Below are 23,460 nucleotides of genomic sequence, written 5' to 3'. Positions count from 1 at the left end.
CCGATGCTTTCCAATGTCGTCCCTGCACATTCTCACTACGACGCCATCATCGTCGGCGCGCGCAGCGCCGGAGCCTCGACGGCAATGCTGCTCTCCCGGGCAGGATTGCGGGTGCTGGCAGTCGACCGCCAGTCCTATGGATCTGACACTCTGTCTACACACGCGCTGATGCGACCAGCCGTCATGCAGCTTTCGCGTTGGGGCCTGCTTCAACCGTTGGTCCAAAGCGGTGCCCCGGTGATCAGGTCTACCACTTTTCACTATGGCGAGCAGGAGGTCACGGTGCCCATTCGGCCCGAGCCAGATATTCCGGGCCTGATCGCTCCACGCCGCACGGTGCTTGATCGCATGTTGGTCGATGCAGCACGAGCCGCTGGAGCTACGATTATGCACGACACTCCGGTCCATGATCTCATGTTCGACGCACATCGCCGTGTTCGCGGCGTCACATTGAGAGATGCCGGCGGCCAAACTCGCGAGATAAGCGCCGATATCGTGGTTGGAGCAGACGGGCTCGGCTCGTTTATCGCTCGCAAGGTCGAGGCACGGACGCTGGTGCAGGGGCGGTGCTCGGTGGCACATGTCTTCGGCTACGCCCCCGCGCCGGCGTTCTCTGGATACCACTGGTATTTCGGCCGGAACTTATCCGGCGGCGTGATACCGACGAATGACGGGCTTGCCTGTATCGTCGCATCCGTTCCGACCGAGCGGTTTGACGCGGAGTTCCGTTTCGATCTTTCCGCCGCACAGCTTGCCCTGGCAGCGCTGGCACCCGGATTGGAACCGCGGGTCTTCGGCAATGGTGGCGAACGTCTGAAGGCCTTCCGCGGCACGCCCGGCCGATTGCGGCAGGCATACGGCCCTGGCTGGATGCTGGTCGGCGATGCCGGCTTCTTCCGCGATCCGCTGACCTCGCATGGTATTTCCGACGCCCTGCGTGATGCCGAAGGGGCCGCGACGGCAATACTTTCCTGTCGCGAGTCCGCATTGCGGGAGTTCCAGGAAGTACGCGACAGCCTCGCGCTGCCCATCCTTGAGGCCACGGACGCCATCAGTGCCTTCGACTGGTCCATCGAAGAGCTACCTGAACGCCACAAGCGCTTCAGCGAGGCGATGAAATCCGAAGTCGCTGTGCTCTTGGCCCGGGCGGCGCGCGATCGCGAGGTTCCGCCTCTCCCGCAAGGGCTAGCGACGTCGCAGCTAGAGGCAATCTGAAACACAAAACAAGGAGCAAGGCTATGCAAACGACCATACGATCCGGATGGTCCGGAGTCCGGTTCGGACAACCGGAAGTCGGGGCCAGTGCAGAGCGAAGGCGCATCACTCGGGCTAGCGACATCATTGCGTTCAGCGACATGACCGGCGACAGAAACCCACTCCACTTCGATGATGTCCTATCCGCCCGCACCGTATTCGGCCGTCTCATAGTTCAGGGCGGTGTCACTTCCGGCCTTCTCAATGCTCTGGTGGCCGAGGACTTACCGGGACCCGGCAGCGTCTTTCTTGGCGTCGAGTGGAAGTTCCTCAAGGCCGTCGGTATCGGCGAGGAGATCGTCGCACGCGCGGAGGTGCTTAGCGTGCGGGAAGACAAGCCGATCTGCACACTGTCAACCACCGTCGCAAACTCGGCAGGCGAGATTTGCCTGTCCGGCACCGCAACAACCTACACTGTGCCGCTCGATTAGCCGCCATAGGCTGCCGGGCGGCTCCGCATTTCCATGTTCTCCCACACGCTGTCTCCAACGGGCAGAACGCATGTTCGAGGAACTTAGCGGAATGGTCCGCTGCAAACGAAGGAGCCAACTTTATGAACATCTCATTCGGTATCTATGCAACCCCGACATCCACTCTGTGGAAAGACATCCGCAAAGGTCCGCCGCTCGAGGCAGTCCGGGAGCACCTCGACCGGGTGATTAACTTCAGACGCCTTTGCGAGATCGCTCGCAGGGCTGAGGTCCGGTGACGGAGTACGGGTCAAATTCGATGGCGGGCGTGAAGACACGTCCGCCATCGGTTTGGGTGTTGCGAACCCAAATGCTTCGTCGCTAATGTAAGGCCGACCATACGGTTAGGACAACCGGATTGAACTCGGCCTTCGAAGTAAGGGTCTTTGGCGACCTCACGGTTCGCCGTGACGGCGAGCCTGTGGCCCTAACGCAATCGCGCAAGACGCGGGCGTTACTCGCCTATCTGGCCGTGCAGCAAAAGCAGCAGCGCCGCGAGTGGCTTTGTGAGATGTTCTGGGACGTCCCTGATGATCCTCGGGGCGCGCTGCGTTGGAGCCTTTCGAAGCTGCGCCGGATCTTAAACGCCGACGGCGAGACCCGGCTTGCGGCCGATCGCAACGTGGTCCAACTGAAGCCGGGATCGATCTGGCTCGACTACGATCTGATCAGGGGCCTGTCGGCCGATGCGGTTGGTTCGCTGCCCACAGAGCGTCTGGAAGCGATCGCTGCGGCTTTCCACGGCCCGTTCTTGTCGGACCTCTATCTGCCGCGCTGCCAGGCGTTCGACGCTTGGCGCGTCTATTGTTCGAATGAGACCGAGATTCTGCACCTGAAGGCGCTACGCGCCCTGATCGATCGCCTGGGCGACGAGCCTGAGCGGGCGCTTCCCCACCTGCACACGCTGCAGTCACTTCTTCCGGACAATGATCTAGCAGACGAGATCGCCCGCATTAACGATCAGGCTCGACTGACCGTCGCCGCTGCCCCGATCCGAAGTGGCACGACGGCTGAACCTGTTAGCCGGCCGGCCCCCGAACCTCCGCTGACGGGGCCCGTGCCCGAACCCGTCCCGCCGCCTTTGACGAAGGTTTCGTCAGGTAAGCAGCAGATACGCTACGTCAATGCCCGCGATGGCACCCGGATCGCCTATGTCATCAGCGGATCCGGGCCAGCGATCGTGCGTGCCTCGCACTGGATGTCCCATCTCGACTTCGATTGGGAAAGCCCAGTTTGGGGACATTGGATCGACGGCCTGTCCAGCGGCTTCACGCTTGTACGCTACGACGGGCGCCTGAACGGCCTTTCCGACACAGTCTGTGAGGATGTGTCTTTCGATGCATTCGTCGACGATCTCGAATGCGTCGTAGAGGCCGTGGGCCTCGACCGTTTCGTCCTCCTTGGAATATCGCAAGGCTGTGCTCTCTCGGTCGAATACGCCATTCGCCATCCCGAGAAGGTCGCGGGTCTCTTGATTTGGGGGGGATATGTTCGTGGATGGCGAGCGCGCGGAAATGCGGCGGAGATCGTCAGACGCGAAGCAATCTCGGCGTTGATGCGCCAGGGCTGGGGTCGGGACGACCCATTGTTCCGCCAAATGTTCACCAACCTGTTTATACCGGGCGCCAATCGCATGCAGATGGATTGGTTCAATGAGCTGCAGCGCCGGACACTCACGCCGGAAAACGCGATGCGGTTGAGCTATGTCTTTGCCGACATTGACATATCGCGATCGCTTGAACGGCTGCATGTGCCAGCGCTCGTCCTGCATGCCAACGGCGACCGGGTCGCGCCTTTCTCGGAAGGTTTGGAGCTCGCCAGATCGATAACTGGTGCCCGCTTCGTCGAACTGGAAAGCGCCAATCACATCCTTCTTGCCGAGGAACCCGCGTTCCGCAACTTCATTCTCGAGGCGTCGGCATTTGCCAACGAGGCGCTTCAGGCGCAAACGGTCGTTGCGGTCGACCCGAGGACCCGGCGACAGGCAACGATCCTGTGCGCCGATTTCCAATACGCCGAACCGGTGATGGAGAACCTGCCTCCCGATGTCGCGCTGGAGCGGGTCGATCCCTTCCTCATGCAGGCCACCGCGCTCGTGCGCGACAACGGAGGAACGGTTCTGACGATTTCCGAGAACGAGCTCGTCGCGTCGTTTGGCGCGCCTGAGCCGCTCGAAGGACATGCTGCACTTGCCTGCCGGACCGCACTCGCCCTGCGCGCGCTCGCGCTGCGCTATGGCGATTGGATGACCGGCGTTCGTGCTGCCCTAGACACAGGCATCGTGATCGTCAGCCCGGCACGTGACCGGGCTTTGGAGGTGCGCGGTGGGCCGGTGTCCGTGGCCCATACGCTGAGCCAGGCATTGGGGCGCGATCTCGTGGTGGCAACCGCCAGGACCCGGGCATCGGCTGGCGGCTTCGTCGGTATGGAAGCGCTGGCAGCGCCATTTCTGTCGGAATACCCGAAGAACCAGCGGCTCTTTGAAGTGATCGAGATCAGGCGGGGCCGCTCGCGCTGGCAGTTGCGCGCCGAAACGCAGCTGTCGCCGTTCGTCGGCCGCGAGATGCAGCTGCAGATTCTGAACAAGGCCTGGCATGACGTATTCGACGGCCAAGGTCAGACGGTTTTCGTGGTCGGCGATCCCGGTCACGGCAAGTCGCGTGTCACGCATGAATTCGTTGGAGCCATCCCTCACGATGATGCTGAGAATCTGGAGGTCGGCGCGCTCGAAACGGACCTGCGCAGCGGTTTCGTCGTAATTCGGAAGCTGCTGCAAACCCTGTTCGGCGTAGGCGACACCGAAGCGCCGCCAATCGCAACCGAAAAGGTACTGGCCGCGCAAAGCGCGCAAGGCTTCGATGAGCGGCTCCTCGATCCGATCATGGCAGTCATGGAACTGCCCGTTCAGGATCCGAACTGGGCTATCATTTCTGGCCAGGAGCGATCCCGGCGCATGCAGGAAGCAGCGGTTGGGCTTCTGCTCTTCCTTGGCCGCGAGAAGCCCGTCGTTCTCCTGGTCGAGGACCTTCATTGGATAGACGCCGAAAGTGAGGGGGTCCTGGTGCGGCTGGCGCAGGCACTGCCCACTGTCCGCTGCCTGCTTATCCTGACCTGTCGACCCGAATACGATCGCGGTGCCTTCGCCGCTGCAGGACCTTCCGAAATCCGCCTGCCGGCGTTCAATACGGCCGAAGCAGCAGCATTTCTTGACTACCTGGTTGGCAGGGACCCTGAGCTGGCGCAGCTCCGCGGTGCAGTCGGGGATGCGTGCAAAGGCAATGCATTGTTCCTGGAAGAGACCGTCCGCGCTCTCGCCGAGACCGGCAAGCTGGAAGGGCAGCCGGGCCGCTACCGGCCTTCTGGCGAGGTCGACGAGATCGTCGTTTCGGCGAGTATCCAGACGATCGTCGACGCTCGCTTCGAACGTCTCGACAAGGATTCGAAGCGGGTAGCCGAGATCGCCTCGATCTTCGGCGGAGAGATTCCGGTGCCCTTGCTACGAAGGATGGCGACGCTGTCGAGCCTGCGCTTCGATGCCGCCCTCCAGAATTTGAAGAAGGCCGATCTCCTAGTGGAGCTTCAGGTTTTTCCCGAGGCTTTCGTCCGCTTCAAGCACGTCCTCATCCGAACTGCTGTGTCCGGACGTATCGTATCGTCGGCGCTCATTGAGCTCCACAGGACTGCGCTTGCCGAATTGAAGGCCCATTACGCGGACCGGCTTGAGGAGCACAGCGAACGCCTGGCCAGACACGCGCAACAGGCTCACCTCTGGGTCGAAGCCGTCGGCTATCTTCTGATCTCGGCTCGCAAGGCGATCAGGCGGTCGGCGCACGTCAGTGCACTTGAGCAACTGGACCTTGGGGTCAGGCTGCTAAGGAGCAACGATGTCGCCGACGCCGATGAGCAAGAGATCGAGTTCCAGCTCGCGAGGGGCGTGGCCCTCATGGCGGCTCGTGGCTGGGGTGCGACCGAAGTGCTCGCCGCGTTCGAGCGCGCCGAGGAACTTTGCAGTAAGATCGGCGACCAGGCGCGTCTGTTCACGGCGCTGCGCGGGAGAGCCCAATACTACATGCTTAGCGGCAAGCCGGCAGCGGCGCAGGAACTGGCCTGCCGATGGGCTGGCCTGGCTAAGGACGACAGCGATCCCGGTCTCGCGATCGAGACCGAGCACATGTTCTGGACAAACAATTTCTTCCTTGGGGAGACCGCGGCGGCCCAAAACCATGCGGAACGCGCCATCGGCCTCTACGACCCCGACCGCGATCATTATCTGACGTACAAGTACTCCGGTCATGACCCGGGCGTCTGCTGCCGCTGCTTCTCGGGATTGTCAGCCTGGCTGGCCGGCGAGCCGGATAAGGCAAGGCTACGGTGCGAAGACGCAACCGGGCTCGCCGGACGTTTCGAGCATCCGCTGAGCATGGCGCTTGCGTATTGGGGGACCAGCTACCTCCATATGTTCGCGGGGGAGCCTGAGGCCGCGCTTCGGGCGGCGGAAAGCGAGTTGCAGATAGCAGAGAAGTTCCAGTTGCCGCTCCTTGTCGGCCAAGCCGCGTTCCAAGTTGGATGGGGGCAATTCCGGCTTGGGGAACGGGGGGCCGGCCTGCGCGGCATGGAGGAAGCTATATCTGCCATTCGCCGGACCGGCGCTGAAATGGGGCTGCCCTATCTGATAGGCCTTTACGCCGAAGCGCTGGGCGACAGCGGCAGGCTGGACAGCGCTCGCAAGTCGGTTGAAGCTGCTCTGGAGCTCGGCCGCTACAACGGAACCTATTTCCAGCTCGCCGAAGTACTTAGGATCGAAGCCTGTATCCGCGAAAAGAGCGGTGGCGGACCTGACGAGATCGAGAAGATGCTCCACAAGGCTGCGAACGTCGCTACCTTGCAGCGTTCCGCGATTGGCCAACTGCGTATCGCTGTGGAACTCGCTCGCTGTCTTCGAAGCCTTGGAGATGTCGAGAAAGCGCGTGAATTTATCGCGCCTCACGGCGAGCTTGTCGGTAAGCTCGACGACAGCCAGGATGCGCGGGCGGCGCGTGAGTTCTTCTAGCCAACGTGGCTACGTGACGCGTGCCCAGCAACCGCGCCGCCGCCACTGCGGCTGAATAAGCATCCGGCTACGCTAGGTTTTCGAAATCCAGTATGCGTCCGTGAAGCCGACATATACCTCACCTCACGACTTTCCACCCAAACGACAGCGTCATCGTCGTGGCCGGCACAGAAATGAGCGAGCCCGGTGTTGAACTGCCAAGCGAACAGGCGTGGATCCAATGGGCTTAGACGCATGGCAAGCGCGGCGTGCTCGACGGCCTTGCCTGGCTCGCCCAAGCAAGCCCTCACCCAGCTGCTGACGCCCAAAGCAGCGGCCAAGTTCGGGTTGAGAGCGAGCGCGCGATCGATGCAAGCCGCACTGTCATCAAGGTCGCCGCCTACGTAGCCGAGGACGTATCCACCGTAGGAAAGCGCAATTGCATCGTCCCTTCCGAGTTCGACGGCTCTCCTGGCCAGTCGAGTAGCCTCGGCAATCTCTTCCGCGCGGTCGACCACCAGCCGCTGCTTTTTCGAGTGGCGTAGCACCGCGCCGCCCGCGCATGGGCTATCGCGAACTCCGGGTCACGGTCGATCGCCTTCATGAGAGGCGCAACGCATCGTCAATGGCCGATCTACTAGTGATCGTCCGGTCAAAGGCCGCCTCAAGAGGCGAGTCGCCTAGTTGTAGAGACGCTTGCAGTTCTCTCAGGCTGCACCTCAGAATGTCAGCGACGGGATCGGATCGTGGCCTCCCCTCCCGCCGGTAGCCGGGCGACGCCCATACCACGTACCGCGTCCTTGATACACCGGATTGATCCCCTACTTACCCTCCGTGGGCGCCTTGGTCGCGAGTTTTGCCTGGGGGCGGCGGCGGTTGCGTCGTTCTGACTGCATGCGCGGAAAGACGGTTCGACCGACGCACTTTATGGAGGTGGTCGTGCGTCAATTCCCTGGATTCAGCTGGGCATATCTCGCATTCGTTTGCTCGATCGCGGTAGCTTGCGCAGGAGCAGCTGCCGGCGGCGAGCGCGGCGGAGGCAAGAGCGGTGGCAACCATGGTGGCGGAGGCAATAGCGCTGGCAGCCATCACGGTGAAAGCCGCAAAGGCGGCGCGCACAAAGGACCTGGCGGCAAGCCCAGCGGCTCCAGCAGTAGGTCACCGGTGGATGACGATGGGACCAGCACCACTGCAACGGCGGCAGTGGCGGCAACTACGGCCGCCACTGCCGTCAGTGTCGCCCGGTCCGCAGGGACCGGACGGTCGCTCGACCTCCCGGCCAACCTCCAGCCTCCCAGCGCCAGCAACAGTCCATCGACGGTCAGTCCAATCAAGGCGCTGCCGGGCGTCCCGGATGAAGTCGTTCGCGCCTGCCGTGATGCAGTCGAGTTGGCCGCCGCCCCGTTTGGCGCGACCAGTGTGCGCGTCAGCAGCGCAGGTGCCATACGTCGGTTGAGCCCGGATACGATCTCAGCTCCCGTTGAGGTCAGCATCGACTATGGACGGCAAGGCAAGGTGGAGACGCGGCAGGCGCCGATCAGATGCGAATTGAACGCGACTGGCGGCGTGATCGGGCTGACATAGCGCATCGCGCAGACTCCTCGCCGACGAGAGCAGGATGAACTCGAACGGGTGATTCATCCGCGGCATCGTGAGAGGGTGCGAGACAAGGCCTCCCAAAGGCCCTGGCCTTCGATAGGAGGGACCGCACAGTCGTTTTGGAAATCACTCCAGCGTCGCTAGTCTTGGCCTGAGGGGATAGGGAAGTGTGAGAGAACGCACCCGGGCAATCCGCGACGGGTTGCGAACCTTGCTGCGTGCAGTCTTCTGGCTGACAGCCTTCAACCCGCCGGCAGCGGCTGCCACGCGGCCAGCGCGCGGCTTCAGCGGCGGCTCAATCTGGGCGCTGCGACGCTGAGCCCTGAGCCTGTCATTGTCCGCGCGCGCCGCGGCCAGGTCGCGGGCAAGAGAAACAGTGACTTCACGTTGCTCGTCCAGAGCCTCCTTCAGCCTGGCGACCCCTGCCAAAAGTGCTCGGGCGGCGTTGCGTTCGAGGCGAGCTTTATCGAGATCCTCACGGGTCGAGACTGCCGCAGCGCGTTCTCGTGCCAGAGCCTGCGCCGTGTCGGTTGCAGTCTGCTCCACTCGTTCTCTCGCTGTGACTGCTCTGGCTCGTTCCTGCTCAGCCGCGTCGCGCTCGAGGCGAGTTTTTTTCAGCTCCTCTCGCGTCGAGACTGCTGCGGCGCGTTCTCGTGCCAGAGCATGCGCCGTCTCGGTTGCAGTCTGCTCCACTCGTTCTCTCGCCGTTACTGCTCTGGCTCGTTCCTGCTCAGCCGCGTCGCGCTCGAGGCGAGCTTTTTTCAGCTCCTCACGAATCGACGCTGCTGCAGCGCGTTCTCGAGCCAGCGCGCCCTCCGTCTCGGCTGCGGTCTGCTCCACTCGTTCTCTCGCTGTGACTGCACCGGCCCGTTCCTGCTCAGCCGCGTCGGCGCGCTCCACGAGCGCGGCATTGGACAGGTTCACTTCGGCGAGGTCGCCACGAAGGTCCTCTGACTTCCGGCGTTCGTCGTCGAGCATTCCGGTCGCTTGCGCCAGCGAAGCCGTGGCCTTGGCGCGATCCTCGGCGGCCTTGGCCTCAAGCTGTTGAATTTTCGCCCGCGCTCGCGAGAGCTCGCGCGCCCGCCATTCGACTCGCTGACGCTCCAGATGAGCAGCGGGCATCTCCGTAAGGACATAGTTGGTGGCCTCGCGCAGCATTGTGCGGGTATCTCCCGCTATGCGCCGCAATGCGTCAATTGTACGGGCTGCCGCGAGCTCGTTGCGCAATTGCTCCTGGCGTACGCTATCGGCAGCTGCCATGCTTGTCCTCAGCGCATCGATCTCCTTTCGCGATTCGAGCAGCGCTCGCTGCAGAGCGGCGCTCCTGGCGCGCTCGCCTTCCGCCGCCGCCCGGCGATCCTGGCCGGCCAATTCCCTCGCTGCGGCTGCTCCGACTTGCGCCCGGGCAGTCGTGAGATCCGGACTGAGCAATCCGACACTCGTGCGCTCGTCTCCCTGGGCTGGCCTAGGCACATCCAATGCAGCACTCGCCGGACGCTCGAATGGTCGCGAAAGGTCCGGATTGACGTTGCCCTGGACCAGCGAAATGGCGGGGGCGCTTTCGACCCAGTTTTGTCTAGTCATCGCATAGCTAAGCGGCACGGCCAGACAGATTGCGGCGACGCCAAAGCGGGGCACAAGACCGATCGGCCTGCGAACGCGAGGAGGTGAGGCCGTCGTTGTGGTGGGGTCGGGATTCTCCGCGAGGGCGAGTTGTGTCGGCATACGGCCCAGAGCCCTCAGCACGGGATTACTTAGAGCGGCAAGATCAGCCGCCATCCGCCTATAAACGTACTCAGCGATTTCCCTGATCGATGTCGCAAGTCGGCCGAATTGCGCTATGTTCGTCGCGGAAGCGAAAGCGTTGGTCTGGGCCACAGACGAGCTCTCGCAAGATATCACGTCGAAATACTCAATTCGCACCCCGAACCGAAGGCAATTGGCATCCTGACGCCGAATTTCCGGGTCTGCCGGGTCTGAGGGCACGGCAACCTGAGAAGAAGAAGCCGGCTCGGTTGCAAGGTCGACCGGGCTTTCCCATTCCCAAGAAACCTCCTCCTCGGGGAAGTCAGATCCGCCTTCGCTCACATCTGATTTGAGGCGACGTTGCACCGCGATAAGGATACGCCGGAGCAAAAGATAGAGGCCCACCGAGGCAAATGTTGCTATCCCGCCCAGGATGGCGAGATCAGCGTCGTTTGCGTAAATTTCGGCAAGAGAATTTGACATTGCCGTGCCTGTGCGTCTTGGGTGTATTCTCAAGTTCGTGAAGCGGTGTTTGGCCCCTCGTCTTGGTGCTGGCTAAAGCCTTTGATCGCTTTCGAAGCTGTCACTTGCTTCGAGGGCCCTCCAGTGCTCGAATTGTTGTTGTATGGCGGAGCGGCGGTCGCGCGTTGATAGTCGTCCCGGCGCAGATGACTTTTCTTTGAAACGAAACTTGACATGCCGTGGCCGCCGATTGTCGGCCGCCAAGGGCGCACAGGCTCTGAAAAGCCGACTTGCACCTCTGCATCTCAACGTCCCGAGAGTTCTCCCACGGTAGCGTACCATCCCGCCATTTCCGGCTCTGGACGGTCGGCTAAGCTTTTAGCTAGGTCACAGATCTCCACGGTCAACCGTTACCTTATCAAGCATCCATCGGGAGCACTCGGCATGCAATATGGCCATTGGGGCGCCCGCGAACTGGCCAACTAAATCATGCTGATCGTGGTTAAGTCGCACCGAGCGACACGATCTGGTGCCGAAGCCGTCTGCCTCGCTTCACGCTGACACGGCGTTAATCGGGCAGGCCCGCCTTGCGAAGGCCTTCGATATATCTGCTGCGATCGTCCGGTCGATAAAACGGCGGCAGCACCTCGGCGAGATTCGAAAGCCGCAGCAGCGGATCGAACTCGCAGATCCGGGCCATCATTTGCTGCGCTTCCGATAGACGCCCCGCAAGGGCATGACCCGCCGCCACTACACGCATCGCGCTCACGTAGTTCGGCTGGTGCCGCAGCGACTTTCCCACCCAAGCGACAGCGTCATCGTAGTGGCCGGCACAAAAATGAGCGAGCCCGGTGTTGAACTGCCAAGCGAACAGGCGTGGATCCAATGGGCTTAGACGCATGGCAAGCGCGGCGTGCTCGACGGCCTTGCCTGGCTCGCCCAAGCAAGCCCTCACCCAGCTGCTGACGCCCAAAGCAGCGGCCAAGTTCGGGTTGAGAGCGAGCGCGCGATCGATGCAAGCCGCACTGTCATCAAGGTCGCCGCCTACGTAGCCGAGGACGTATCCACCGTAGGAAAGCGCAATTGCATCGTCCCTTCCGAGTTCGACGGCTCTCCTGGCCAGTCGAGTAGCCTCGGCAATCTCTTCCGCGCGGTCGACCATCCAGCCATTGCTCTTTCGGGTAGCGTAGCATCGCGCAGCCCGCGCGTAAGCTGCGGCAAACTCCGGGTCACGGGCGATCGCTGCCTTGAACAGTCGCAAGGCTTCGTCAATGGCCGATCTACTAGTGATCGTCCGGTCAAAGGCCGCCAGCCCGCGGAGGTAGTAGTCGTAAGCGTCAAGGCTTTCTGTCGGCTTGCGTTTGGCTCGCTCGATCTCAGCCTCCTCCACCTTCGGGGTGATTGCGCCGACTATGCTCGAGGCGATCTGGTCCTGCAGATCGAACACTTCGGCGAGCGTTCCGTCGAAACGATCGGCCCACAGATACGCCCCCGTCGAGGTGTCGATGAGCTGCCCGGCGATGCGCAGGCGGTCACCCGCCCGCCGCACGCTTCCCTCGACCACATAGCGCACGCCCAGTTCACCCCCGACCTGCTTTATGTCTATCGACCGTCCCTTGTAGGTAAAACTCGAATTCCGTGCGACTACGAACAGGTGACGAAAGTGAGCCAGGGCGGTGACGATGTCTTCCACCATACCGTCGGCAAAATATTCCTGCTCCATATCACCGCTCAGATTCTGAAACGGCAGCACCGCAATTGACGGCTGGTCGTCGTGTCTCGTTGGGACCAGCATCTGCGCCGGCGCCGCGACGCCAGAGTTTGGCCCGGGCCGCCGATCCCCAGTTCGTTCGCGGGACTGCAGAGAAGCCGCCAGCGAGCTTGTCTGCGCCTCCGGCTCCGCATCCAGCTGCTTTTTCAGGGCATTGCGACAGAGCTCGAACTGGCGCAAGGCGGCGTTTTCGTGACCGCGATGAGCGTGGATCCGGATCAGCGCCCGATGGGCGGCCTCCGCGGTAGGATCTGAGGCAAGCAATCTCTCTGCCAGCCCTTCGCAGGCCGTCTCTTCCGCTGAGCCGGGTATCGGCAGCGCGAGGCTCAGCCGATCGACCAACTGCAGCGCCTTGCGCTGATACCTGTCCAGATAGGGTCCAAACCACTCATCCAGTTCCTCAGGAATGGGCTCCCCCGCAAGCACCCCACCGCGGTAGAGGTCGGCGGCGAGGGCGAGATCGGCCGCCCCGCCCTGCTCCAGTTTCCGGTCGAAGATCGAAATGTCCGCGTCATCCGGACCGGCAATCAGCGCGATGGCTTCGTGATCCCCGTCGATGTAGACTGTGGCATCCTTGCTGGTCGGGAACGAGCGCCGGATGTCGACCAGCGCTTGCCGCAAACTGTTGCGCGCCTGGCCATTGCTTCGTCCCGGCCAAAAGGCTTCGGAAAGCAACTCACGACGATGGCCGCGGCGGCCCGCCAGCACCAAGGCAGCAAAAAGCAGCGAAGTCTTGCGCGTCGCGAAGCGGACGGGCCGGCGCTCCGGGGAGGTAACCTCGAGGCCGCCCAGCAACCTGATGCGCACAGATCCGTCTCCAGACTTTGACCGCCGCGGCAGAATAGCATTCCCGTAGATGGATTTAACACCGATTTAACGGCAGCTCGTCGGGCTTTTCCGTTTTTTTCACGCACAGCCGAACAGCCCGAAAACAGCCACATGGCACGCTCTCATCCGCAAATCTCGAAATGGGAGACTAAAATGGCTGACACGAAAACTCGCGCCGCCCGCACCTCGAAAAGACATTTGTTTGGACCTAGCCTGAAAAGCGCAGCAATGATGATTGCCGCCTTCAGGGGGTGGCGGCGCATCGTCGCAAGACGCAGGGCACTGGCCGACTTGACGGCCGATCAGCTGAACGACATCGGTCATCCGGAGGCCGATCGAGCCGTGCTCAACATCGAGGCAGGTCTGATCACGAACTTGATGTCGATGCGGTAAGATCGGGGTACGACTGACAGCATCGTGGAACTCGGCACCCATAACGAGCTGCTTTTGAAAAATGGGCTGTATGCGCAGCTTTGGGCGCGCCAGTCCGGGAGATTTTCTCGGCAGCTTACGAGACTAAGGCGGGATGAGATTCTAACAAACGCAGCCGCAAGAACTGCTCTCCAATCGCAACCGTCATGAGGCTTTCAGGCAACTGCGGGTGGGAGCAATATGGCAGCCAGGCCAATTCAACCTCCGGATAGCTGCGATGTTGGAAATCCCGGAAGATCGATGCGAGCGCCACCGCCTGTTCAAGGCCATCGACGACGCGTTCAAGGCGGGCGACTTCGAGGGCCTCGGTGTGGCTCTCGGCGGCTCACCTTGCTGGTTCGACGAGCAGATGCCCTTTGAATTCGGCCTTGGGCATCCACTGGAGTATGCGATCTATTGGAGCCCCGCCGCTTTCATCTCGATCCTACTGGATGCGGGCTCGGAGCCGAACTATCACCACCACGGCGGTTTTCCAGCAATCATTGCGGCACTCTCCACCGACCGGGCTGACAGACTGGAAATCGTCCGAATCCTGATCGATGGTGGCGCAGACCTCAACATGCGGGGCGTAAACGACTGGACGCCGCTTCACTATGCGGTCGCCATCCGTAGCGTCGATGCCATCCGCCTACTGTTGGCGGCGGGCGCCGGCCCATCCCTCGAAACCCGCATCGACGACTATACGACGGCCCTCGAGGACGCCGACAATGCCGGCTTTGAAGCCGGCGCTTCGTTGCTGCGCGATGCGATGACCAGGCGCGGCTCCAATGGACGGTGAGTTGGGGGACGATGCCGGTGAAACCATAGCCGAGGATTTGAGCAAGGCTGGCCTCAGGCCTTCGTCAGTCCCGCTTTGAAACGTTTGCCGTTGGCGACGTAGTGCGCGGCCGAATCGCGCAACCTTGCGACCGCGGCATCGTCCAGCACTCGCATCAAACGCGCGGGCGAGCCGATGATCAGCGAATTGTCGGGGAATTCCTTGCCTTCGGTGACCAGCGCGCCGGCACCGACCAGCGAGTTCTTGCCTATTTTTGCGCCGTTCAGCACGATTGCGCCCATGCCGATCAGGCTGTTATCGCCGATCGTGCAGCCATGCAGCAAGGCGCGGTGGCCGATCGTGCAGCTTTGCCCGATGGTCAGGGGAAAACCGACGTCGGTATGCATGACCGTGTGCTCCTGCACATTGGTATCAGCGCCGATAACGATCGGCTCGTTGTCGCCGCGGATGACGACGCCGAACCAGAAGCCTGCATTGCGGCCGACCCTGACATCGCCGATCAATGTCGCGTCGGGCGCGATCCAGTTGCTGTCCGCGTCCTCGAAACCGGGTGCCTTTCCGTCGATCGCATAGAGCGGCATTTTTCGCCTCCGAATCGTCTCACGCTGAAGAATCAGCCGAACCTAGGAGAATGTCCGCTCGGGATGCAATGTCGATCAGCACGACGCCCAACGCCAAGGCCCAGACCGTAGCGGTGCAACCGCAAGAGATCAGCGCCGGGGCGGAAATGCGGCCTTCCCGCCAGGCGTGGAGGGCTTCGTTGGCGAACATCAGGGGCCCGGCGCAGGCCGTCGCGAAGAGTGAGCGCAGCACATGCGCCGGCGACACATAGGGCTCGACGAAGGCAAGCCGGCGGCCTGATATCAGCTCCATAGCCGATCCGGCCAGGCCGCACGCCGTCAGCCCAACCATAAAAGCAAAGAGTGTGTGTTCGACCGGACCCATCTTTACCTTCCATTTACCATGAAATCGCACAGTCGTGTTCGACAGGCGCCGCTGCAAGAGCCGTGCCGCGCCACATGTGCCGTCTAAGGACACCCAAGAGGGTCGTCCCAGGGGACGCCCAGGTGCATCATGGGGACAGGCGGCCGAAATTGGGGATCGCGATGAAGCAGGCAGCCACCGCCAACGGCCCGCAACTCACCGTCGTCGATTCCAGGCTGATGAAGCGGGTGTTCTGCGTGTTCGCGGCGCTGGCAGTGCTTTCGGTGACGATCAGCCTTGGCGGCAAATGGTTGGGCCGCTCGATCGCGATGGCCGGATACACCGACGACACGACAATCCACGAGGTGGTGATCGGCAACAACGTCATCGCCGTGCCGGCCAATGTCATCCGCTTCGACCAGGCGCGGCGCGACGGCATCGCCTCGCGCCTCGACCTCTATCTGCGTTATCCCGAAATGGACGGCTACAGCGAGGCCGCCCGCGACGATTTCAACCACACTGGACAGAGCAAAAGCATCGTCTTTCTGTCGTTCGAGCGACAGGTCATGTCGCGTGACATGAGCGGCCGCTTCGCGCCGATCTACAGCGCGCTGATCGTCGAGCCCGGCACGCCCGGCCCGGGCGGCACGACGCTTTACGGCTTCACCGAAAAATCAGGCTATTTCAACGAGGTGCTGGCGGTCGGCAATCGCCGGGGCAAGGACCCGTTCGTGGCCCGCTGCCTGAGCGGCCCGAGTGCCGCGCAATCGCTGGCGCCCTGCGAACGCGACATTCTGGTCGGCAACAATCTCAGCCTCACCTACCGCTTTCCCATGGAGTTTCTGAGCGACTGGCAGGCGCTCGACGCAGCGATCGCCGCCAAGGCTGCGCGAATGCTGAAGGCCGGGCATTAGGATGATGATGAAGCAACCCGCGCGAGGATCCGCTCAGTGACTTTTGAACGCCGCAGCAGCGCAGAAATTTGCGCGACGCCGGCGGGACAGCGCCCCGGACAGCGCCCCCCCTCTGCCCTCCCGGGCATCTCCCCCCACAAGGGGGGAGATTGGCTATTCGTTCTTCTTTCGCCAATCGCCAACGTTGAAGAAGAGGGTGCGGCCGGCACCGATCGCCTCTCGGCTCAGGCCAGGTCGATGTCGAGGATCGCCATCGAGAAATTATAGTCGCCGTCGTCCTCGTCCTTGAAGACGATGCCGAGGAATTCGTCGCCGACATAGACCTCGGCCGAATCGTCCTTGCGCGGCCGCGCCTTCACTTCAAGCTTGGGGTTCTGGAAGACGCGCTTGAAATAGGCGTCCAGCTTTCTGATTTCGTCCGGCTTCAAAACTCTTCTCCGATCGTCGGTCTTGCTCGTTTGAGCGCGCTTCTGGCACGTCGACAATGGCGATGTAAAGGCAAGCCGGCGAGAGAACCAGGGCAATCGCTTGAGGTTTGCGCTGCCCCTCATCGCCCTGCCGGGCACTTCTCCCCGTATAGTGACGGGGAGAAAGACGCGTTGCAAAAGATTTCGCCATTCTGCAGCGCTGCGGAAAGCGTGCCGACGTCGCTATACGCCGACATCGAGGTCCGACGCGACAAGCCCCTGCCCGAGCGTTCAGATATCGAAGCTGACGACGTGGTCCATCGATTGCGACGGCAAAAGCTGGTCCATCTGCCGCGAGGGCCGGTCGCAGCCGGTCTCGCCGACGACGCGGGCCGGCACGCCGGCAACCGTCTTGTTGTGCGGCACCGGCGACAGCACCACCGAGCCTGCCGCGATCTTGGAGCAATGGCCGACTTCGATGTTGCCGAGGATCTTGGCACCGGCGCCGATCAGCACGCCGTAGCGGATTTTTGGATGGCGGTCGCCGCCGGCTTTGCCGGTGCCGCCCAGCGTCACGCCGTGCAGGATCGACACGTCGTCCTCGATCACCGCCGTCTGGCCGACGACGAGGCCGGTGGCGTGGTCGAGGAAGATGCCCTTGCCGATGCGGGCGGCCGGGTTGATGTCGGTCTGGAACACCGAGGACGACCGGCTCTGCAGGTAGAGCGCGAAATCCTGGCGGCCCTGGTTCCACAGCCAGTGCGCCAGCCGGTGCGTCTGGATGGCGTGAAAACCCTTGAAATAGAGCACCGGCATGATGAAGCGATCGCAGGCCGGATCGCGGTCGTAATAGGCCTGAATGTCGACACGCACCGTTGACGCCCAATCCTTGTCGTCGGCTGCCATCGCCTTGAATGTCTGGCGGATGAGATCGGAACCGATATCCTGATGGGCGAGCCGTTCGGCCAGCCGATGGATGACCGCTTCCTCCAGGCTTTCCTGGTTGAGGATGGTCGAATAGAGGAACGCCGCCAGCAGCGGATCGCGGTTGACCGCCTCCATCGCTTCGTCGCGGATCGAGCGCCAGATCGGGTCGATCGGCTTCACCATGGTCGGGCGGGCAATCGTAACGCTGTTCATCAATGGTCTCCGGCCATCCAATGTCTCCGGCTTGGCGACTTGCCTATTCTCCGGCCGCACAATGCGAATCGCGATCAAAGTGATTCAGGCGATGCGCATCAAGCGTCCGTTTTGAGCATGTCGTTGTCCCAAAACCGCTGCGCACTTTTGCGCGACATGCTCTATAAGCCAGATCATAGCACGGTTGAACTCAATTTTCCTTAGTGCTTTGTCAAATGGATTTGGTTCACGGAAATTCAAGCGGCCATGGAATACCAAGCCTTGATCGACGAGCCGCTGAAGAATGAGCTTTCCGCGCTCTATGAGGCCGAGGGTCGCCATTATCACAACCTTGGCCACATCGAGGCGATGCTGGCGCTGGCCAATGATTACAAGGCGTCGCTGCATGATGCTGAAGCAGTCGAGGCGGCGATCTGGTTTCACGACGCCATCTATGACAGCCGGGCCAAGGACAACGAGGCGAGGAGTGCCGCCCTTGCCGAGAAAAAGCTCGCAGGCCGCACCGATGCACAACGCCTTGGCCGCATCACGGGGATGATATCGGCCACCGCCACGCATGAATTGCCGCAGTTTGACGACGAGAATGCCGCACGCGATGCAGCGCTGTTCCTCGACATGGACCTGGCGATCCTGGGGGCGCCGCCTGATGCGTTCGACGCCTATGAACAGGCGGTGCGCCGCGAATATGGCTGGGTGGAGGAGCCGATGTGGCGTGCCGGCCGCAGTGCTGTTCTGAAGAGTTTCCTCGCCCGCGCGCACATCTTCCACACCGAGGAGTTCCGGCAGCGGTTCGAAGCTCTGGCTCGGCAAAACATGGAGCGTTCGCTCGAAGCGCTTGAGGCGTGAGCGCTGCTGCGGGTGCAGCACCTTTGATGCCGGCGCGAAGGATCGCTACGGATCGGCTTTTATCCTGAGCCGCTGCATTCTTCAGGCCTTAAGTCACCCCAACTCAACCACCGATATGCTCACAGCGGATTTTCGGCATAAAACTCCAGCACCCGCTGCTTGAAGGTCTTGTCGCCGACGGCCAGCATGTGGTCGCGGCCCTCGATGTGGAAAGCCCTGGCGCTCGGCATCAAGGCGGCCAGTTCGTCGGGCGAACCGCCGATATCGTCCTTGGTGCCGACGGCAATCAACGTCGGCTGGGCAATGCGCGCAATGTCTGCCTCGGCCAGCAATTCCCGTGAAGTGGCAATGCAGGCGGCCAGCGCCCGACGGTCGCTGCGGGTCTGGTCGGCGAAGGCGCGAAACGAGCGGCCGCGCGGATGACTGGTGGCATCGGGATCGTCGGCCAGAAGGGCGGCGGCAATCGGATCCCAGTCGCCGACGCCGTCGACCATGCCGACGCCGAGACCGCCGAAGACCAGTGTCGCCACCTTGTCCGGATCGGAAAGCGCCAGGAAAGCCGATATCCGCGCGCCCATCGAGTAGCCCATGACATGGGCGCGTTCGATGCCGAGATGGTTCAGCAACGCTGCCCCGTCGGACGCCATTCTTGCCGGCGTATAATCGGCCTCCCGATAGCTCTTCGACGAGGCGCCGTGGCCGCGATTGTCGAAGGCGATGGCGCGGTAGCCGGCATCGTTCAGCGCCTTGAACCAGCCGGGCGAGACCCAGTTGACGTAATGGGTCGAGGCAAAGCCATGGATCATGAGCACCGGATCGCCCTGCCCCGATGCCGGCTGGCGGTCGAGGAAGGCAAGATCAAAACCGTCATGGGAAAAAAACTGCATCTGCGATCGATCCTGCGCGTTCAGTTGTGCGCAGTGCCGATTGCCGGGTGACGCAACAGGTCGCCGTCCTCGATGCCGCTCCTGGCGGCCGTGCCCGCCTTGAGCTCGAGCACGAAGCGAACCGGCTCGCCGGGTGAGACCATCGCCTCGGACTGCGGCTCGCCTTGCTTGATCGCCCGGATCCTGCCGTCCTGACCGACAAAGATCAGGTCGAGCGGCATCGGCGTGTTCTTCATCCAGAAGCTGACATCCCGAGGCTCCTCGAACACGAACAGCATGCCATGATCGTCGGCCATCTCATCGCGAAACATCAGGCCGGCCTCGCGCTCGGCCGAGGTGTCGGCGATCTCGACGGAGAACGAGCGTTCGCCGCCTTTCGTCACCGCGACCAGCGGCTGCGGGTCGACGGCAAGGATCATCGCCCGGCTGTCTGCCGAAGCCGATCGCTGGAAGAAAGCGCCTGTGGCGATGACAAAGGCGATCGCGGCGCAGAGTACGCCCGTTGTCAGCCAGTTCCTGTGAGTCATTCAAAATCCTTGGCCGGAAATCATCCTAGTGCGAGACCGGCAAGGTACCCATATCCGGGTGAATTTCGGCAGCCATAAGGCCTTTGTCGCCGCGCCCGAAGCGGACCAGCACGACCTGCCCCGGCCTGAGCTCGGTAATGCCGTAACGGCGCAGCGTCTCCATGTGGACGAAAATGTCCTCGGTGCCCTCGCCCCGGGTCAGGAACCCGAACCCCTTGGTACGGTTGAACCATTTCACCAGCGCTCGTTCGAGGCCGCTTTCCGGCGTCACCGAGACATGGGTGCGCTGCTCCTGCATCTCCGCCGGATGGGTCGCCGTGGTGAGATCCATGGAGAGCACGCGGAACGCCTGCAATCCGCGCTCACCCTGCTTGACCAGGCAGACGACGCGTGCACCTTCCAAGGCGGTCTGGAAACCGTCTTTTCGAAGACATGTCACATGGAGGAGAATATCGCCGGAAGAGCCGTCATCGGGAAGAATGAAACCGTAACCCTTGGCCACGTCGAACCATTTGATAGCGCCCGCAACCTCGACAAGATCTGCCGTGTCGCCGCTCGCGTCTCTTTGCAAGGCGTCGTGACCGCTTCCGTCCCGCCCCATGAAAGAGGCTTTTTCCCCCATAACAACGCCCCCCTTTTCCAAGAATACCGCAACTGATTCTTGACGTTAGATTAACACTTCCGTTTCCGGTGTGTGCAAGACCTGAGCGGCGTTTTTTCACGGTTCATTGCAGGAATACCGGATTTGTTGTTTGCCGGCGGGGGCGGTTATCGGGAATTGCCCTTTGACCGGGTGGCCCCTATGTTCCGCCGCAACGCAACATTTCGAGGAAAATCACATGCGCTACCTCCACACCATGGTCCGTGTCGCCGACATCGATGCCTCGCTCGATTTCTACTGCAACAAGCTTGGCCTCAAGGAAGTGCGCCGCCACGAAAACGAACAGGGGCGCTACACGCTGATCTTCCTCGCAGCGGACGAAGACGAGCAAAGCGGCATCACCGACAAGGCGCCGCTGATCGAGCTCACCTACAATTGGGATCCCGAGGACTACAAGGGCGGCCGCAATTTCGGCCACCTCGCCTACGAGGTCGACGACATCTATGCCACCTGCCAGCAGCTGATGGATAATGGCGTCACCATCAACCGGCCGCCGCGCGACGGCAACATGGCCTTCGTCAAATCGCCGGACGGCATCTCGATCGAGCTTCTGCAGAAGGGCCCGGCCAAGGCCAAGGCCGAGCCCTGGGCGTCGATGCCCAATACCGGAAGCTGGTAACCGGCCACATTGGGGAAGAATCCATTCATGCCGACCAGCCATGCCGATATCGCCACTGAACATGCGAGCCGCTATCTGCAGCAGCTCTGCAAGCACTGGGCGCACAAGTTTCCGGTCGAGTTCGATGCGAACCACGGCACCATCGATCTCTCACTGGGCCGCACGGTTCTCGATGCCGACCCGGCAGCGCTGCGTATCGCGGTAACCGTCGACGAAGCCGGCTCGCTGGAGCGCCTGGAGACGGTCGTCGCCGACCACATCAAACGCTTCGCTTTCCGCGAAGAGCTGACCTTCGATTGGAAAAAGGCTTCGGCAACGTAGGCGTGACTACGCTCCGCCATTCCGGCCGGCCATCTCGAGCAGCATCAGCACCGTGCGCCAGTTGCGCGCGGTGCCGGGTACTTTCAGCGTGCGCGGGATGAGGTTGGCAAATACCGATTTGCCGAGGCCTTCCGGTGCATGCAGGTAAAGCACGTCGTCCCTGATCTCGAACCGTTCGGAACCTGTACATTTTTGGGCCAGCCGCGCGACCTCGTCGGCGGTCGGCGGGCGCTCCAGCACATAGGCGTGAAGCTTTGTCGGCTCGCCGGCGACTTCCGGATAGGGATTTTCCGCCACCAGCCGCTCGAACCAGCCGAGATCGCGCACCATGATGCGCGAAAAGAATCCCCATTTCTTCTCGAATTCCGTTTCCAGCTGTTTGGTCAGCGTGGCCGCGTCGCCCTTTGCCGAACGGAACACGACGTTGCCGCTCTGCACATAGGTGGCGACGTCGCCAAAGCCGAGTTGCTCGAAGAACGACCGCAAGTCCGCCATCTTGACGATGCGGTTGCCGCCGACATTGATGCCGGAAAACAGCGCAACGAAGATTTTCGGCTGGGCACTCATATTCGGACGCTCATATGATGAACCCGGCCAGCGTCTCGTTGTCGGTGATGTCCTGATACTGGACGCCCTCGGCCTCGAAATTGGCGTTGAGCAGCTCGAAATTGCGGCGGTCCTTGGTTTCGATGCCGATCAGCACCGAACCGAAATTGCGCGCCGATTTCTTCAGATATTCGAAGCGGGCGATGTCGTCGTCGGGACCGAGCAATTCGAGGAAGTCGCGCAGCGCGCCCGGCCGCTGCGGAAAGCGGATGATGAAATACTTCTTCAACCCCTCGAAACGCAGCGCCCTTTCCTTCACGTCCGGCAGCCGCTCGAAGTCGAAATTGCCGCCCGAAACCACCGCGACGATGGTCTTGCCCCTGATTTCCTTCTTGGAAAAATCCTTCAGCGCGTCGATCGCCAGTGCGCCGGCTGGCTCCAGCACCACACCTTCGACATTCAGCATCTCGATCATTGTCGCGCAAAGCCGATTTTCCGGGATCAGCCGCACGGCCTCGGTGGCAAACGCCCTGAGATGCCGCAACGGCTCGCGGCCGATCTCGGCCACCGCGGCGCCATCGACAAAATTGTCGACCCTGGCAAGCTTGATGCGCTTGCCGCTGGCAAGGCTCTCGCGCAGGCTTGGCGCGCCGGCCGGCTCGCAGAAGACGAAGCGCGTGTCGCGGCGCTGGTCGGCGAAATAATGCGTCACACCGGCGGCCAGACCGCCGCCGCCGACCGGCAGCATGATGATGTCGGGCATGCGCGCGCCGGGCATCTGGGCCGATATCTCGTAGGCGACGGTCGCCTGCCCCTCGATTATGTCCTTGTGGTCGAACGGCGGCACCATGTGCGCGGCGGCACTCTCGGTGAACTCGAAGGCGGCGCGGTAGCAGTCGTCGAAAAAGTCGCCGACCAGCCTGATCTCGACAAATTCGCCGCCGAACAGCCGCGTCTTGTCGATCTTCTGCTGCGGCGTCGTCACCGGCATGAACACCACGCCTCGTCTGCCGAAATGGCGGCAGACGAAGGCAAAGCCCTGCCCATGGTTGCCGGCGGAAGCGCAGACGAACAGCTCGGCATCGTTGCCGGCGTCGAGCGCCTTGCGGAAGAAATTGAAGGCGCCCCTGATCTTGTAGGAGCGCACCGGCGACAGGTCCTCGCGTTTCAGCAGCACGCGCGCGCCGGTTTTCTTCGACAGATAGTCGTTTTCCTGCAGCGGCGTTTCCGGGAAAATCTGGCGGATCGCAGCAGCGGCGACAGCGACGCGGGAAGAGAAACTGGTCATCGGAAAAATTA

The 23,460-nt window shown here is 62.1% G+C and carries 21 protein-coding genes; 10 read left to right on the top strand and 11 right to left on the bottom strand.

The features are described 5' to 3' along the window. The first annotated feature begins 3 nt into the window (after positions 1-3). The 4 genes from AC0L16_RS08745 (at position 4) to AC0L16_RS08730 (ending at position 7,298) form a co-directional block, all read left to right on the top strand. Positions 4-1,215, top strand: a complete 1,212-nt coding sequence (locus AC0L16_RS08745; RefSeq protein ID WP_473620183.1) for an NAD(P)/FAD-dependent oxidoreductase — start codon at positions 4-6, stop codon at positions 1,213-1,215. Positions 1,216-1,238: 23 nt separating this feature from the next. Further along, positions 1,239-1,685: a MaoC family dehydratase gene (locus AC0L16_RS08740; RefSeq protein WP_473620182.1), complete on the top strand. Its 447-nt coding sequence runs from the start codon at positions 1,239-1,241 to the stop codon at positions 1,683-1,685. A 397-nt stretch (positions 1,686-2,082) separates the two neighbouring features. Next, positions 2,083-6,774 (top strand): alpha/beta fold hydrolase, encoded by a 4,692-nt coding sequence (locus tag AC0L16_RS08735; protein WP_473620180.1) that lies wholly within the window; start codon positions 2,083-2,085, stop codon positions 6,772-6,774. Positions 6,775-7,022: 248 nt separating this feature from the next. Continuing rightward, a complete protein-coding gene (locus AC0L16_RS08730; protein ID WP_473620179.1) occupies positions 7,023-7,298 on the top strand; it encodes a hypothetical protein in 276 nt (91 codons plus the stop codon). A gap of 1,180 nt (positions 7,299-8,478) precedes the next feature. Here AC0L16_RS08730 and AC0L16_RS08725 read toward each other — a convergent pair. Further along, entirely contained in the window at positions 8,479-10,503 is a 2,025-nt protein-coding gene (locus AC0L16_RS08725) for a hypothetical protein (RefSeq protein ID WP_473620178.1), read from the bottom strand. A gap of 625 nt (positions 10,504-11,128) precedes the next feature. Then, positions 11,129-13,138 carry a BTAD domain-containing putative transcriptional regulator gene (locus tag AC0L16_RS08720; protein ID WP_473620177.1) on the bottom strand — a complete coding sequence of 670 codons (2,010 nt, stop codon included), beginning with the start codon at positions 13,136-13,138 and terminating at the stop codon, positions 11,129-11,131. 174 nt (positions 13,139-13,312) lie between these two features. On the opposite strand from AC0L16_RS08720, the gene AC0L16_RS08715 reads away from it, so the two are divergent. Together AC0L16_RS08715 and AC0L16_RS08710 are read left to right on the top strand one after the other, a co-directional pair. Then, positions 13,313-13,552, top strand: coding sequence for a DUF1127 domain-containing protein (locus AC0L16_RS08715; protein WP_473620176.1), 240 nt, complete (start codon positions 13,313-13,315; stop codon positions 13,550-13,552). Between the two features lie 256 nt (positions 13,553-13,808). After that, a complete protein-coding gene (locus tag AC0L16_RS08710) occupies positions 13,809-14,369 on the top strand; it encodes an ankyrin repeat domain-containing protein (RefSeq protein WP_473620174.1) in 561 nt (186 codons plus the stop codon). A gap of 53 nt (positions 14,370-14,422) precedes the next feature. Here AC0L16_RS08710 and AC0L16_RS08705 read toward each other — a convergent pair whose 3' ends face one another. Together AC0L16_RS08705 and AC0L16_RS08700 are read right to left on the bottom strand one after the other, a co-directional pair. Beyond that, positions 14,423-14,950 (bottom strand): gamma carbonic anhydrase family protein, encoded by a 528-nt coding sequence (locus AC0L16_RS08705; RefSeq protein WP_473620173.1) that lies wholly within the window; start codon positions 14,948-14,950, stop codon positions 14,423-14,425. 19 nt (positions 14,951-14,969) lie between these two features. Beyond that, positions 14,970-15,314: a DUF6949 family protein gene (locus AC0L16_RS08700; protein WP_473620172.1), complete on the bottom strand. Its 345-nt coding sequence runs from the start codon at positions 15,312-15,314 to the stop codon at positions 14,970-14,972. Positions 15,315-15,475: 161 nt separating this feature from the next. Here AC0L16_RS08700 and AC0L16_RS08695 point away from each other — a divergent pair, with 161 nt between their 5' ends. Continuing rightward, entirely contained in the window at positions 15,476-16,207 is a 732-nt protein-coding gene (locus AC0L16_RS08695) for a hypothetical protein (RefSeq protein WP_473620171.1), read from the top strand. Between the two features lie 224 nt (positions 16,208-16,431). Here AC0L16_RS08695 and AC0L16_RS08690 read toward each other — a convergent pair whose 3' ends face one another. Together AC0L16_RS08690 and cysE are read right to left on the bottom strand one after the other, a co-directional pair. After that, positions 16,432-16,635 carry a DUF3126 family protein gene (locus tag AC0L16_RS08690; RefSeq protein ID WP_013531334.1) on the bottom strand — a complete coding sequence of 68 codons (204 nt, stop codon included), beginning with the start codon at positions 16,633-16,635 and terminating at the stop codon, positions 16,432-16,434. Between the two features lie 270 nt (positions 16,636-16,905). Next, positions 16,906-17,754, bottom strand: coding sequence for a serine O-acetyltransferase (gene cysE / locus AC0L16_RS08685; protein WP_023798183.1), 849 nt, complete (start codon positions 17,752-17,754; stop codon positions 16,906-16,908). A 246-nt stretch (positions 17,755-18,000) separates the two neighbouring features. On the opposite strand from cysE, the gene AC0L16_RS08680 reads away from it, so the two are divergent. Continuing rightward, the gene (locus AC0L16_RS08680) at positions 18,001-18,600 is read left to right on the top strand and encodes an HD domain-containing protein (protein WP_473620169.1); all 600 of its coding nucleotides are present in this window, start codon (positions 18,001-18,003) and stop codon (positions 18,598-18,600) included. 119 nt (positions 18,601-18,719) lie between these two features. On the opposite strand, the gene AC0L16_RS08675 is transcribed toward AC0L16_RS08680, so the two are convergent. The 3 genes from AC0L16_RS08675 to AC0L16_RS08665 are packed head-to-tail and all read right to left on the bottom strand — an operon-like array spanning position 18,720 to position 20,636. After that, positions 18,720-19,487 carry an alpha/beta fold hydrolase gene (locus AC0L16_RS08675; RefSeq protein WP_473620168.1) on the bottom strand — a complete coding sequence of 256 codons (768 nt, stop codon included), beginning with the start codon at positions 19,485-19,487 and terminating at the stop codon, positions 18,720-18,722. 20 nt (positions 19,488-19,507) lie between these two features. Next, positions 19,508-20,014: a DUF192 domain-containing protein gene (locus AC0L16_RS08670; RefSeq protein WP_473620166.1), complete on the bottom strand. Its 507-nt coding sequence runs from the start codon at positions 20,012-20,014 to the stop codon at positions 19,508-19,510. A gap of 25 nt (positions 20,015-20,039) precedes the next feature. Beyond that, positions 20,040-20,636, bottom strand: a complete 597-nt coding sequence (locus AC0L16_RS08665; RefSeq protein ID WP_473620165.1) for a cold-shock protein — start codon at positions 20,634-20,636, stop codon at positions 20,040-20,042. Between the two features lie 217 nt (positions 20,637-20,853). On the opposite strand from AC0L16_RS08665, the gene gloA reads away from it, so the two are divergent. Continuing rightward, positions 20,854-21,294, top strand: a complete 441-nt coding sequence (gene gloA, locus AC0L16_RS08660) for a lactoylglutathione lyase (protein WP_473620164.1) — start codon at positions 20,854-20,856, stop codon at positions 21,292-21,294. A gap of 27 nt (positions 21,295-21,321) precedes the next feature. Continuing rightward, positions 21,322-21,615, top strand: a complete 294-nt coding sequence (locus AC0L16_RS08655) for a DUF2218 domain-containing protein (RefSeq protein ID WP_473620162.1) — start codon at positions 21,322-21,324, stop codon at positions 21,613-21,615. Between the two features lie 6 nt (positions 21,616-21,621). Here AC0L16_RS08655 and AC0L16_RS08650 read toward each other — a convergent pair whose 3' ends face one another. Both AC0L16_RS08650 and ilvA read right to left on the bottom strand, forming a co-directional pair. Beyond that, the gene (locus AC0L16_RS08650) at positions 21,622-22,182 is read right to left on the bottom strand and encodes a DUF1697 domain-containing protein (protein ID WP_473620161.1); all 561 of its coding nucleotides are present in this window, start codon (positions 22,180-22,182) and stop codon (positions 21,622-21,624) included. Positions 22,183-22,192: 10 nt separating this feature from the next. Then, a complete protein-coding gene (gene ilvA / locus AC0L16_RS08645; RefSeq protein ID WP_473620160.1) occupies positions 22,193-23,449 on the bottom strand; it encodes a threonine ammonia-lyase IlvA in 1,257 nt (418 codons plus the stop codon). Between the last annotated feature and the right edge of the window lie 11 nt (positions 23,450-23,460).

This window comes from Mesorhizobium sp. WSM4848 (assembly GCF_055811375.1).
Note: the sequence above shows the minus strand (reverse complement) of the source record. Positions and strands in the feature narration are given on the sequence as shown.